This is a genomic window from Aminobacter sp. J41 (assembly GCF_000526635.1).
Classification (GTDB): Bacteria; Pseudomonadota; Alphaproteobacteria; order Rhizobiales; family Rhizobiaceae; genus Aerobium.
The window spans coordinates 24,389-37,929 of sequence record NZ_JAGL01000025.1 but is presented as its reverse complement, the minus strand read 5'-3'; the positions used below and the strand labels follow the sequence as shown (position 1 = coordinate 37,929).

The window sequence follows — 13,541 nt, the reverse complement described above, 5'->3', positions numbered from 1 at the left end:
GACCGACATTTATGATGTTACTGTATACGTGAGGAAACGGGCGCGGGGGTTGAGGTCACTTGCGCGTTCGACCGTATTGGGAGGCATTCATGTATACACGCACATTGGCGGCGCTGGCACTTTCTGCGGCCTTCGTCCTGCCGTCGTCGGCTGCAGAGGTAGAGCTGACGCTTTCGCACTGGGTACCGGGTACCCACCCGCTGCAGGTGACCGGCATGGAGCCGTGGGCCGAATCGATCAAGCAGGCGTCCAACGGCCGCATTGAGATCAGCATCTTCCCGGCATCGCAGCTCGGCGCCGCAGGCGACCATTATGACATGGCCCGCGACGGCATCGTCGACATCGGCTTCATCAACCCGGGTTACCAGCCGGGCCGCTTCCCGGTCATGGCCGCAGCTGAAATTCCGTTCCTGTTCGCCAATGCCCGCGGCGGCATCCGTGCTCTGACCGAGTGGTACGATCAGTATGCCGAGCAGGAAATGGGTGACACCTATTTCTGCATGGCGATCTCGCATGATCCGGGCACCATCCACTCGAAGGAGCCGGTGATCGTCCCCGCGGACATCAAGGGCAAGAACGTCCGCCCGGCCAACGCTACCGAAGCTCGCTTCGTTTCCCTGCTCGGCGGCGCATCGGTGCAGGTCCCGGCCGGCGAAATGCGCGAAGTTCTCGCCCGCGGCACCGCCGACATGACGCAGTCGCCCTGGAACTCGCTCTACACCTTCGGCGCGAACGACGTCGTCTTCCACCATCTCGACATGCCGTTCTACTTCTCGATCAACGCCTTCATTTTCAACAAGGCCAAGGTCGAGGGCCTGTCGCCGGAAGATCGCAAGGTCATCGACGATCACTGCACGCCGGAATGGGCAGAACGCATTGCCAGCGGCTGGACCGACGCGGAAGCAGCCGGCCGTGACAAGATCGCAGCCGACTCGGCGCACACGCTTCACGTCCCGACGCCAGAGCAGGTTCAGCTTTGGAAGGACGCTGCCGCTCCGCTCAAGGACGAGTGGCATGCAACCGTCAGCGCCAAGGGCCTCGACGCCGACGCCATCTGGAACAGCCTCGTCGAGACGCTGAAGAAGTACGATTCGCTGGCTCAGTGATCGGGGGAGATCCGGGCCCGACAACCATATTGTTCGAGGAGGAGAACATATGAACTTCAAGACATTGCTGGCATCGGTGGGCATCGCCGCCATTGCGGCCACCGCTCAGGCAGCGGAAGTCGAGCTTTCGCTGTCGCATTGGGTGGGTGCACAGCACCCGCTCCAGCCAGGTGGCATGGAGCCCTGGGCTGAGTCGATCAAGCAGGCCTCCAACGGCCGCATCGAGATCAATATCTTCCCGGCCCAGCAGCTTGGCGCCGCAGCCGACCACTACGACATGGCGCGCGACGGCGTCGTCGACATCGCCTTCATCAACCCGGGCTACCAGCCGGGCCGCTTCCCGATCATTTCGGCGGGCGAAATCCCCTTCACCATCAACAATGGCAAGGCGGGTTCGCGCGCTTATGACGAGTGGTACCGCGAGTACGCCGGCAAGGAGATGAACGACGTCTACTTCTGCATGACGCATCTCCACGACCCGGGCACGATCCACGGTGTCAACGGCCCGATCAAGGTGCCGGCCGACCTGAAGGGCAAGAACATCCGCCCGGCGCACGGTACCATGGCACGCATGCTCAACTCGCTCGGTGCGGCTTCGGTCTTCGCCGGTGCCGCGGAAATGCGTGAACTGATCGCCCGTGGTGCTGCCGAGATGACGGCGTCGCCGTGGAACTCGATCTACACCTTTGGCGCGCAGGACCTCGTCAAGCACCACCTCGACATCCCGCTTTACGTGACGGTGTTTGCCTTCGTCTTCAACAAGTCGGTGGTGGACGGCATGTCGCCGGAGAACCGCAAAGTCATCGACGACCACTGCACCTCGGAGTGGGCTGAGAAGATGGCCGAGAAGTGGGTCGACGCTGAGGCTGCCGGTCGCCAGCGCATGATCGACGAGGGTCATACCCTCTACGCGCCGACCCAGGAGGAGCTCAACCTCTGGATCGAGGCCGCCGCACCGCTGAGCGGCGAGTGGAAGGCAGAGGCCACCAAGGCCGGTGTCGATGCCGATGCCGCCTGGGCTCGTCTCGAAGAGATCCTCGACAAGCACGACTCGCGCGTGAAGTAACCGCCCGCCTCACCGGCCAGGCGGTGCACATCATCAGGCGGGCGCTCTGGCGCCCGCCTCATTGAATCTCAGAACTCCAAACTGGAGGCAATCATGCTTCGCAAGGTGGAACGCTTTTGCGGCGCCGTCGATACAGTGGCAGCCATCCTGCTCGGGCTGGTCATGATGCTGATCGTCGCCTCGACCGCAGGTCGCTATCTATTTTCCTGGCCAATACCGGATTCATTTGACGTCTCGCGCCTGTTGATCGGCGCCTGCGTCATGTGGGGCCTGGCCTCCGTCGGCTACCGTGGTGGCCATATCGCCGTCGACCTCGTTCATGAGATGGTCGGCGAAAAGGCCAAGCGCGCCATCGACTTCTTCGCCTGGCTGGTCCTGCTCGGCTTCACCATCGCCCTGGCGTGGATGCTCTACTACCGCGTGACAAGCGCCTTTGCGAGCAACGAGGCGACCTTCGACCTGCGCATTCCCGTCTGGCCGTTCCTGCTGCTGATCTGGGTCGGTTGCGCGCTCAGCGTGTTCACCGTTGCATTTTCGATTTTCCGTCGCCCGTCAGAGGGTGAACAAGACCAGGGCGAGGGATTTGGCCTATGAGCTACGCAGACTGGGTCGCCGTTCTCGGCTTCGTGGGCATGTTTGTGCTGATGGGACTACGCGTTCCGATCGGCATCGCCATGGGTATCGTGGGTGTTGTGGGCTTCGGGGCGATCCGCGGCATCAATCCCGCTCTGAATCTTCTGACCACCTCCCCTGTTCGCACGATCACCGACTTCAACCTGAGCCTGGTTCCGTTCTTCGTGCTGATGGGCGTCTTTGCCACCAATTCGGGCATCTCCCGCGAACTCTTCCGTACCGGAAATGCCTGGCTCGGCCAGTTCCGTGGCGGCCTTGCGTTGTCCACGGTCGCAGCCTGCGCCGGCTTCTCCTCGATCTGCGGCTCCTCCGTGGCGACCGCCGCCACCATGACCCGCATCGCCCTGCCGGAGATGCGCAAGGTCGGCTACCATGACGGCACGTCCACCGGCGTCATTGCCGCTGGCGGCACGCTCGGCATCCTGATCCCGCCGTCGGTGGTGATGGTCATCTATGGCTATCTGACCGAGACTGACGTCGGCCGCCTGTTCGTGGCGGGTATCATCCCGGGCATCCTTGCCACCGTCATGTACATGGCTGCGGTTCTTGTCGCTCATCACAGAGGCCTGCCGTCGGGCAAGAAGTTCGACCTGCGCGAAGCGTTCGCCTCCCTCCTCCCGATCTGGGCGGTTGTCGTGCTGTTCATCGCCATCATCGGCGCGATCTATCTCGGCATCGCCACCCCGACGGAGGCTGCCGCGGTCGGCGCATTCCTGACGATGGTCATCGGCATCATCCGTCGCCGCCTGAACACGCAGCAGATCATCGACAGCCTTGTCGAATCGCTGCGCACGTCGGTGTCGATCTTCACCGTCCTCATCGGTGCGGTGCTGTTCGGCTACTTCCTGGCAATCACCCAGGCGCCGCAGAAGCTCACCATGTTCCTGATCGACATGGATCTCGGGGCCTACGGTACGCTGATCCTCATCCTCATCATGTTCTTCATCGCCGGCGCGCTGATGGACGAGATGGCGATGATCATCCTGTTCGTGCCGATCGTCTTCCCGGTGATCGTCCACCTCGGCTTCGACCCGATCTGGTTCGGCATCATCCTTGTGACGTCCTGCCAGCTCGGCATGATCTGTCCACCAGTGGGCATCAACGTCTTCGTCATCAATTCGATCGCGAAGGAAGTGAAGCTGACGACGATCTATCGCGGCGTGATGCCATTCATCGGCGCAGACATCATCCGCATGGCGCTGATGATCCTGTTCCCGGCGATCGTCCTTTGGCTTCCGGCCACGATGCGCTGATCCGGTCAGCCTGGTTAAAACGGAAAGCCCCGGAAAAATTCGGGGCTTTTTCTTTGCCAGCCCGCCGACAAGAAACTCGCCGGAAAAAGGAAAGCCGCCGGATTTCTCCGGCGGCTTTCCTTGTTTGGTTCTGGCCTTTGAGCCTTATCCTGCGAAGTGGATGGTCTTCACTTCGAGGTAGTTGTCGAGGCCTTCGGGGCCGCCCTCGCGGCCGACACCCGACTGCTTGAAGCCGCCGAACGGCTGCTTGGGGTCGACGATCATGCCGTTGACGGTGACGTTGCCCGAGCGGATGCGGCGGGCAATCGCGTAGCCGCGCTCCGGATCAGCGGCATAAACCGAGGCGTTGAGGCCGTAGTCGGAGTTGTTGGCCTTGCGGACCGCGTCTTCCTCGTCCGAGTAGCTGATGATCGAGACGACGGGGCCGAAGATCTCATCCTGGGCGATCTTCATGTGTGCGTCGACGTCAACGAAAACGGTCGGCTCGACGTAGTAGCCCTTATCGAAGCCGGCGGGACGTCCGCCGCCGCAGGCGATCTTCGCACCTTCCGCACGGCCGGCGGCGATGTAGCCTTCGACGCGGGCGCGCTGGCGGCCCATCGTGAGCGGGCCCATCTGCGTCGACGGGTCGAACGGATCACCAACCTTGATGTTCTTCACCGCGCCGACATAGAGGTCGACGAATTCCTGCTTACGGCTTTCCGGCACCAGAATTCGGGTCAGCGAGAAGCAGACCTGGCCCGTGATCGGCATGGTGTAAACCATCAGGCTCGGCAGCGCCTTGGTGAAGTCGGCATCATCGAGAAGAACAGCAGCCGACTTGCCGCCTAGCTCCAGGCTGACGCGGGCAAGGCGCTCGGCGCAGACGGCAGCAATGTGCTTGCCCGCTGCGGTCGAGCCGGTAAAGGCAACCTTATCGATGCCCTTGTGGCGGACGAGATAGTCGCCGCCCTCACGGCCGGCCGGAACAAGGTTGAACACCCCAGCGGGCAGCCCAGCTTCCTCGATCGCCTCGGCCAGGATGTAGGCTTCGAGCGGCGTTTCCGGCGACGGCTTTGCGACGAACGTGCAGCCAGCGGCGAGGCCAGCGGCAATCTTGTAGGACAGAAGCACCATCGGCGCGTTCCACGGCGTGATCGCCGCGCAGACGCCAACCGGCTCGCGCACGACGCGCACCTTGCCGCCATCGTCACGCTGACGCTCGGACACGAAGCCGTAGGTCTCGATCAGGTCGGCGTAGTAGTTGAACAGCATCGCGTTCTGACCGACCAGCTTCTTGGTCAGCATGATCGGCGCACCGACCTGATACGTCCACGCGTAGGCGATCTCGTCGAGGCGCCGGGTGATGATGTCGGCGACCTTGCGCAGGTAGACCGCGCGCTCTGCCGGAGCCATGCGCGGCCACGGGCCATTGTCGAAGGCGTCGCGGGCCGCCCACACGGCACGGTCGATGTCCATCGGACCGGCTTCCGGATAGCTGAACAGCTTTTCCTCGGTCACCGGCGAGATGACGTCGAGCTTGTGTTCGGACGAGGAGTCCGCCCACTTGCCGGCGATGAACAGCTTTTCAGGAGTCTTCGGACGCCAGTCCTTGCCGGTGCCTGAAACGGCATTCTGCGCAACGATGTTCATGGATTTTTCTTCCTCTTTCAGGATGACCTCGAGCAAGCGCGAGCCCTTCTGGGCGAGCATCTCGCGAAGGCACGATTCAAGCTGGGTTCCGTCCGAGCAGCGCTGCGCCTTACAGCCCTGCGCCTGAGCAATGGAAACGAAGTCGATATGGCCGATATCAACACCGTCGACGCTGCCGGCACCTGTCTTGCCTGCAATTCCTTTGAGCGCGGCATAGCCGCCATTGTTGAGGATCACAACAAGCAGATCGACATCTTGGTCAACCGCTGACCAAAGCGACTGGATCGCATAGAGGCTCGATCCGTCGCCGATGATGGCGATGACCGGCTGATCTGGCCGAGTCAGCGCCACACCAACCGCCGCCGGCAGGCCGTAGCCGAGGCCGCCGCTGGCGGTGGTGAAGAAGCCCGCCGGCCGCTCGATCGGCAGATGATCATGCATCGGGTCACGTGCCGTGGGCGATTCCTCGACGATGATGCTGTCGGGCGAACGAACGTCGGCAAGCGTCTGCATCAGCAGCGCCTGCGAGATCGGCTTGGTCACCGGCACCCGCCGGATGACGCGAGCCGGCTCCGCCCGCTGCGGCCGCCTTTTCACCCGTGCCAGCAGCCCTTCGGCCGCCAGCCGCGTGTTCGCCACAAGAGCGGTTCCAACCGCAGCCGCGGCGACCTGCTTAGGGTCGTCGCTGATCTGGCACAGCTTCGCGCCTGCCGGAAGGTGATCCCCCGAGCCCGGGAAATGATAGGTGAAGACCGGAGCGCCGAGTACCAGCACGTAGTCGGCGTTGCCGAAGCAGCGCGACAGTGCGGGCTGGTGCGCCGGCAGGAAACCGGCGAACAGCGGATGCCGCTCCGGGAAGCTGCAGCGCGAAGACAGCGGGCTCACCCAGACCTTGGCCTGCAGCGTTTCGGCAAGCCGCACCACCGCATCCCAGCCACCGTCAATGTCGACGCCAGCACCGACAACAATGACGGGTTCGCGCGCGTCGTTGATCGCCTCGGCAACCTTGTCGAGGCACGCCGGGTTCGGCGCGATAACCGTATCGACTTCGCGTTCCACCACCGGCGCACAGGGCTTGTCCCAGTCGCTCAGCGGTACCGACACAAGCACAGGCCCCATCGGCGGCTGCAAAGCCATGTGATAGGCGCGGGCAATCGCTGCCGGCACATCCTCCGGCCGGGCCGGTTCGATCGCCCACTTCACGTACGGCTTCGGGAACTCCACCGGCGCGTCATTGCCGAGGAACGGATCGAACGGCAGCAGGTCGCGCGTCTGCTGGCCCGTCGTCACGATCAGCGGCGTGCGGTTGCGGAAGGCGGTGTAGAGATTTCCCATCGCGTGGCCGAGGCCCGCGCTGGAATGCAGGTTGACGAAGGCGGGCTTTCGCGACGCCTGCGCATGGCCATCGGCCATCGCCAGCGCGATCGACTCCTGCAGGCCGAGGACGTAGGAAAAATCCTTCGGCAGGTCGACGAACATCGGCAGCTCCGTCGAACCGGGATTGCCGAAGATGGTCGTCATACCCTTGGCGCGCAGGAAGTCGAACACAGCATCCCTGACCGTCCGGTCAGGGATAGCCGTCGACGATGCCAGGAAGTCCTGGCTCATCTTGTTCATTGCTTCCTCCCAAAAATCGTGGAGAGCATCCGCCTGCCCCCAGGTTGGACACCCCCAAGTGAAAGTATCGCACGCACCGCCCTTTACCGCTATTTACAGAATCTGCGCAAAGTCATTACGATCAGTTATGACTTTGGATGTTCGCTCCGCCTCAGTCCTGCTCGAATGCGCCCGCCACGGCAGCCTTGGCCGCGCGGCGATAGCCCTCAACATGACCCAGCCCGCACTGACACGGACGCTGAAACTGGTTGAAGCAAGCTACGGTGTTCAGCTGTTCGAGCGCACCACCCGCGGCGTGGTGCTAACCGTCTATGGCGAGGCGCTGTTGCCTTATGCACGGCTGGTCGTCTCGGAAGTCGCCAACGCTGAAGACCTGATCCGTCAAATGCGGGGCGCCAGCCGGGGCGTCGTACGCATCGGTGGCGTGGCGAGCGTCGTGCCGAGCTTCATCGTCACCGCCATTGCCCGGATGCGGGAAAAGCATCCGGACGTGCGGTTCCAGATCGTCGAAGAGATGGAGGATCTTCTGCTCGAGGGCCTGAAGAGCGGCGACATCGACATTGCCATATCGCCGGAGCCCTACGCCGACGACGAGATAACGCTGGCGACGCCTGACACATTGCAGGACGACGTCCACGTTTACGCGCGGCCGTCGCATCCGCTCGCCGGTCGCGAGCAGGTCAGCCTGGAGGAAGTCGCGGAAGCCGACTGGGTGCTGCCGCCAATGGGAACGCCGATCGCCAAGGAATGGTACCGGCGCTTCCACAATCGCGGGATCGAGCCGCGCCAGCCGGCCATCGCCTCACGCTCGATCGGCGTGATCCGCTCGGCGGCACAGATACAGGACCTGCTCTGCTGGCTTCCGGAACCCCGGATGCCGCACGAGCATGGCAGCGAGGGTCTGGTGAAGATCGCCGTTCCGGAGCTGCAGTGGCAGCGCTCGTTTCGCATCTACCGTCGCCGCAAGGGAATCGTACCGCCTCCGGCCAGCATACTCGTGCAGGCAATCCGCGAACTGGCTTTGCCCGAGAGCGCTTAGTCGCCGCTTACACCCCAGCCGATCACCTTGCGCAACAGCGACACGAGCTGCTCGCGCTCGGCATCGTTCAGCATGGCAAGCGCGCGGCGATCGTCGTTGACGAGCCGCGTGCGCAGCTGCTCCGCCAGCGCCCGTCCTTCTTCCGTGGGCGACAGCGTGACGACGCGACGATCCTCGGGCGAGACCCGGCGGGAGATGAGCTTCTTCTTCTCCAGCCTAGCGACCATCTTCGTCATGTTCGGCCAGCGGATCCGCAGGAGATCCGCCACAGAACCCTGCCGCGCTTCCGGGTTCATCGCAATTGCGATGAGCACCGTCTGTTCCGGCAGGCTGAGGTCGATGTCGCCCTGCAGGGACGCCACCGCGTCATAGGCCACGAGCTCTGCAATTCGCAGCATGAAGCTCGCAGAAGCCTCCATCTCACCGAGGGTGAGCTCGGCTTCCGCGAGTGCGTCTTGCCCGGGCATGAACGGGATTATTCCTTTGGGGCGATGCGGGCGGCGCGCTTTTCGAGGAAGGCGCGCAGGCGCTCATGGGCTTCCGGCGTCGTCTGCGTGAAGGCGGCGATCATCGATTCGAAGAACAGGCCTTCATCGTACCCGCTGTCGCGGATGCGCGGCAGCGCGTTGATGACCGCGTAGTTGGAAAGCGGAGCGTTGGTGGCTGCCTTCTTCGCGAGCTCGGTCGCCTTTGCCAGCGCCTCACCAGCAGGCGTGACGTAGGTGACGATGTTTGCCTGGCGCGCCTCATCGACGTCGAGCACCCGGCCAGTCAGCATCATGTCGGTCATCAGCGGCACGCCCATGATGCGCGAGGTGTGCACGGAACCGCCGCCGCCGACGAAAATGCCACGCTGGCCTTCCGGCAGGGCGAAGAATGCGGTGCGGTCGGCAACGCGCACATGCGCGACCGAGGCGAGCTCGAGGCCGCCACCGATCACTGCCCCGTGCAGCGCCGCGAAATAGGGAATGCGGCCGCCGCGGATCTTCTGAAACACGCGGTGCCAATTACGCGAACCGTCGATCCCCTCGATCGCGGTCTTCAACGAATGCTCGGCAAGATCGAGCCCGGCACAGAAGTGATCGCCCTCCCCGCAGATCACTACCGCCAGCGCCTCGGAGGCCGCCTGATCCACCGCAACCTCGAGGTCGGCCAGCATCTGATCGTTCATGGCGTTGCGCTTGTCCGGCCGCGTCAGCGTCAGCCGCGCGATCCCGTCCTCGATGCTATATTCCACAAACGCCATGTCTTCCTCCAAATGCACTCTTGTTTCCGAGTAAACAGTTATGCATCATATCAGATAGGACCCGCAAGGGTAGGCGACAATTTGTGCGCCATTGGGAAGAGGATCAGGGAGGCCGAATGTCCTACTCACAGGACTGGAAGGGCGCGCCTATGCGCCCGGTGGAGTTTCACACCTACTCGCCGGTTGTGACCGTCAAGGAGGACGGCACGATCTACGTCACCGACCGGATGCCACAGCCGAGCTATCCGACGCGAGTTACAGACGCACTTGAGAAATACGCGAAGGAGACGCCGGAGCGCGTCTTCATCGCCGACCGCAAGGGCGGCAACGGCTGGCGCACCATCACCTACGGCGAAATGCTGGAACGCGTGCGCCGCATCGCGCAGTACTTGCTCGACAAGAACCTGTCGGCAGAGCGGCCGCTGGCGATCCTCTCCGGCAACGACATCGAACATGCGACGCTCGGCCTCGCGGCCGTCTATGCCGGTGTCGCCTACGCTCCCCTCTCCCCGCAGTACTCGCTGAACGGCGACTATACGCGCCTGAAGGACGTCCTCGCTTCGATCACTCCGGGCATGGTCTACGCTGCTGACGCGCGCGCGTTCGCGCCGGCGATCAAGGCAACCGTTCCCGACATTCCGTTCATCGCCGATGAGGCGACGGAGGGCGCGATTCCCTTTGCGGATCTGCTGAAGACCGAGCCGACCGATGCTGTGGACGCCGCCAACGCGGAAATCACCGGCGATACGATCGCAAAGTTCCTGTTCACATCGGGCTCGACTGGCACGCCGAAAGCGGTGATCAACACCCACCGGATGATCTGCGCCAACCAGGCGGCCATCCGCCAGGCCTTCTCCTTCATGAAGACGGAGCCCCCGGTCCTGCTCGACTGGGCGCCGTGGAACCACACGGCTGCGGGCAACAAGAACTTCTACATGGTCATGACTAACGGCGGCACGCTCTATCTCGACGACGGCCGCCCGACCAAGGCGGAGATCGGCAAGACCGTCCGCAACCTCAAGGAAGTGTCACCGACCTGGTACTTCAACGTTCCGACCGGCTTCGACATGCTGATCCCGGAGCTGCAGAAGGACGTGGAGCTGCGCCGGAACTTCTTCAGGAACCTGCGCATGCTCTGGTACGCGGGCGCTTCGTTGTCGCAGCCAAGCTGGGAAGCGCTTGAGCAGCTGGCGGTCGACACCACCGGCGGACGCGTGCTGATTGGCGCGGGCCTCGGCGCGACCGAAACGGCTCCTGCGGCTCTGTTCTGCACCTGGCCGCAGGAAGGCGCCGGCAACGTCGGCCTGCCCGTCCCCGGCGTCACGCTCAAGCTGGTGACCTATGAAGGCAAATACGATGCACGCGTGAAGGGCGACAACATCACGCCGGGCTACTGGCGCCAGCAGAAGCTGACCGCCGACGCTTTCGACGAAGAAGGTTTCTATCGCCTCGGTGACGCGCTGCTCCCGATCGACGTTGACGATTTCTCCAAGGGCTTCAAGTTCGACGGCCGCACCGCGGAAAACTTCAAGCTCGATACCGGCACCTGGGTATCGACTGGTGCGCTGCGCATGCAGATCATCGACCATTTCGGCGAGCTGATCCGGGACGTTGCTCTGACGGCCCCCGACAAGCCATATCTCGGCGCGATCGTCTTCCCCCGCGACCCGGATCTTGCCGACGATGCGGCACTGCGGGAAAAGCTGCGCGAGAAGCTGGTCTCGCTTGCTGAAAGGTCCTCCGGCTCGTCCAACCGCGTTGTGCGCATGATCATCGCGAAGGAGCCGCCGTCGATGGCGGCTGGCGAGGTCACCGATAAGGGCTCGATCAACCAGCGCGCGGTGCTGCGCAATCGCGCCGATCTGGTCGAGGAAATCTACGCTGGCTCGGACCGCGTCATCTCGGTCTGATAAGGCCTGCGGAGTCTGTCGACCCATTTCAAAGGCGCGCCGTTGCGGCGCGCCTTTCGCGTTGCGACCGGCCCGGTCAGGGACAGCCGCCCTTTACGGCGTTCTGCTTTGCCGTTACAAAATCGATTAGATCGATCTAAACGAAGCTGGCGATGAAGCGGGTCACACTTCTTGATGTAGCACGGCATGCCGGTGTCTCCCGCGCCACCGCGTCGCTCGTCGTCCGCAATAGCCCGCTCGTCAGCTCCGCGACTCGCGAAGCGGTCGAGAAGGCGATCGCCGAACTCGGCTACGTCTATAATCTCGGCGCCGCGCGCATGCGCGCCTCGCGCAGCCAGACCGTCGGCGTCATCATTCCCAACCTGACCAACCCGTTCTTCGCCGTGCTCCTGTCCGGCATCGAGTCGGTGCTGGAAAAGGCAGGCTTCGCCGTCATCCTGGCAAATTCCTACGACAGCCCGGTCAAGCAGGACATGTTCGTTGGGCGAGCACGCGAGCATGGCGTCGACGGTCTGATCGTCTGCCCCGCGGCTGGCACCGAAAAGCGCTTCATCGAGGATGCTCTGAAGTGGGGCATGCCGATCATCCAAACGTTGCGCGCCGTGCCCGGAACTGTGACCGACTATTCCGGCATGGACCAGCACGATGGCATGCACGAGGCCGTCAACTGCCTTTACGAGTTCGGCCACCGCAAGATCGGCTATATCGCCAGCACGCTCTATCACTCCGCCCACACCGAACGTCTCGCCAAGTTCCGCGAGGCAATGTCCGCGCGAGGACTGGAGCCGCTGTTCGTCCGGCATCTCGAATCCACCCACCAAGCCGCTCGCATGGCAGTCCCGGAGATCATGAACCAGCGCATCCGGCCCACGGCCCTCCTCTGCCACAACGACGTGCTGGCGCTCGGCCTCCATCGCGGCCTGTGCGACCTTGGCGTCATGCCAGGCCGCGACGTGTCGCTAATCGGCTTCGACAATGTCGCCGAAACCGATCTCGTGATTCCGGGACTCGCTTCCGTCGCGACCGAACCGTTCAAGGTGGGAGAGAGCGCGGCGAACCTATTCCTGCGCCGAATCCAGCAGCCGGACGCGGAATTCCTCACAAAAGTCGAGCCAACCTATTTCGTCCAGCGCGGCTCGTGCGGTCCGGTGCGCGACTTCGCCGACGCGTGACTTTTCAACGCGATAAGCCGCCCGGCCTGCTTCACCCCACGGGCAGATCATCCCCAGGAACCGACGAAACGTAAGGCCGAAGCCGGCACAACTTCGCTTGACTCGAAAATGTTTTGACACTTAGATCGATCTAAACGCGCCAACCAATGGCGTGACGAGGCCGTTCCGCATGGCGGATGTCCCGGGAGGTTCGTCATGGGCTACCAGTTCAAATTCGCACCCGTCTTTGCCAACTTTGATCAGCTGCTTGCAGGCGCACTCGTGACGGTCGAACTTTCGTTCGGCGCGATGATCCTCGGCACGATCGTCGCCATTGCCTGCGCAATCGGCAAGACGGCAGGTCCGAAGCCGCTGCGCTTCATCATCGACTGCTACATCGAGCTGATCCGCAACACGCCGTTTCTGGTGCAGATCTTCTTCATCTTCTTCGCTCTGCCGACTTTGGGCATCCGCCTGTCCCCGAATGTCGCGGCGCTGACCGCGCTGACGGTGAATGTCGGCGCCTACGCGACTGAGATCGTTCGCGCCGGCATCGAGTCGATCAACCGCGGTCAGGTTGAGGCAGGCACCGCGCTTGGCCTCGGCCGCGCGCAGATCTTCAGCTACATCATCATGAAGCCGGCGCTGCGCACGATCTATCCGGCGCTGACCAGCCAGTTCATTTACCTGATGCTGTCATCCAGCGTCGTCTCGGTGATCTCCGCGACTGACCTTGCGGCTGCGGGCAACAACATCCAGTCGCAGACCTTCGCGGCCTTTGAGGTCTACCTGGTCATCACCGCGATGTACCTCGTCCTCGCACTCGCCTTTTCCGGCCTGTTCTCGATGATCCAGCGCTGGGCCTTCAATTACCCGATGGCCCGATAG

11 protein-coding genes are annotated in these 13,541 nt (G+C 63.1%); 8 read left to right on the top strand and 3 right to left on the bottom strand.

Features of this window, described 5'->3' with window-relative positions:
- The first annotated feature begins 89 nt into the window (after positions 1-89).
- The 4 genes from L630_RS0115540 to L630_RS0115525 all read left to right on the top strand — a co-directional run bounded on the left by L630_RS0115540 (position 90) and on the right by L630_RS0115525 (position 4,058).
- Positions 90-1,106 carry a TRAP transporter substrate-binding protein gene (locus L630_RS0115540; RefSeq protein WP_034330541.1) on the top strand — a complete coding sequence of 339 codons (1,017 nt, stop codon included), beginning with the start codon at positions 90-92 and terminating at the stop codon, positions 1,104-1,106.
- Between the two features lie 49 nt (positions 1,107-1,155).
- On the top strand, positions 1,156-2,172 hold the full coding sequence (locus L630_RS0115535; RefSeq protein ID WP_024849162.1) for a TRAP transporter substrate-binding protein: 1,017 nt from the start codon (positions 1,156-1,158) through the stop codon (positions 2,170-2,172).
- A 93-nt stretch (positions 2,173-2,265) separates the two neighbouring features.
- Positions 2,266-2,766 carry a TRAP transporter small permease gene (locus tag L630_RS0115530; RefSeq protein WP_024849161.1) on the top strand — a complete coding sequence of 167 codons (501 nt, stop codon included), beginning with the start codon at positions 2,266-2,268 and terminating at the stop codon, positions 2,764-2,766.
- Positions 2,763-4,058, top strand: a complete 1,296-nt coding sequence (locus tag L630_RS0115525) for a TRAP transporter large permease (RefSeq protein WP_024849160.1) — start codon at positions 2,763-2,765, stop codon at positions 4,056-4,058. Before L630_RS0115530 ends, L630_RS0115525 begins: the two co-directional genes overlap by 4 nt.
- 144 nt (positions 4,059-4,202) lie before the next feature.
- Here L630_RS0115525 and mdlC read toward each other — a convergent pair whose 3' ends face one another.
- Positions 4,203-7,307, bottom strand: a complete 3,105-nt coding sequence (gene mdlC, locus L630_RS23550) for a benzoylformate decarboxylase (protein ID WP_198019551.1) — start codon at positions 7,305-7,307, stop codon at positions 4,203-4,205.
- Positions 7,308-7,434: 127 nt separating this feature from the next.
- Here mdlC and L630_RS22920 point away from each other — a divergent pair, with 127 nt between their 5' ends.
- Positions 7,435-8,346, top strand: coding sequence for a LysR family transcriptional regulator (locus tag L630_RS22920; protein WP_144704579.1), 912 nt, complete (start codon positions 7,435-7,437; stop codon positions 8,344-8,346).
- Here L630_RS22920 and L630_RS22245 read toward each other — a convergent pair.
- Both L630_RS22245 and L630_RS0115500 read right to left on the bottom strand, forming a co-directional pair.
- The gene (locus tag L630_RS22245; RefSeq protein ID WP_024849158.1) at positions 8,343-8,813 is read right to left on the bottom strand and encodes a MarR family transcriptional regulator; all 471 of its coding nucleotides are present in this window, start codon (positions 8,811-8,813) and stop codon (positions 8,343-8,345) included. The two genes, L630_RS22920 and L630_RS22245, sit on opposite strands and share 4 nt — an antisense overlap.
- An 8-nt stretch (positions 8,814-8,821) precedes the next feature.
- A complete protein-coding gene (locus L630_RS0115500; RefSeq protein ID WP_034330539.1) occupies positions 8,822-9,592 on the bottom strand; it encodes a crotonase/enoyl-CoA hydratase family protein in 771 nt (256 codons plus the stop codon).
- Between the two features lie 116 nt (positions 9,593-9,708).
- Between L630_RS0115500 and L630_RS0115495 the strand changes: the two genes are divergently transcribed.
- The 3 genes from L630_RS0115495 (at position 9,709) to L630_RS0115485 (ending at position 13,541) form a co-directional block, all read left to right on the top strand.
- Positions 9,709-11,502 carry a feruloyl-CoA synthase gene (locus L630_RS0115495; RefSeq protein ID WP_024849156.1) on the top strand — a complete coding sequence of 598 codons (1,794 nt, stop codon included), beginning with the start codon at positions 9,709-9,711 and terminating at the stop codon, positions 11,500-11,502.
- Between the two features lie 152 nt (positions 11,503-11,654).
- On the top strand, positions 11,655-12,674 hold the full coding sequence (locus tag L630_RS0115490; RefSeq protein WP_024849155.1) for a LacI family DNA-binding transcriptional regulator: 1,020 nt from the start codon (positions 11,655-11,657) through the stop codon (positions 12,672-12,674).
- Between the two features lie 195 nt (positions 12,675-12,869).
- Positions 12,870-13,541 (top strand): amino acid ABC transporter permease, encoded by a 672-nt coding sequence (locus tag L630_RS0115485; RefSeq protein WP_024849154.1) that lies wholly within the window; start codon positions 12,870-12,872, stop codon positions 13,539-13,541.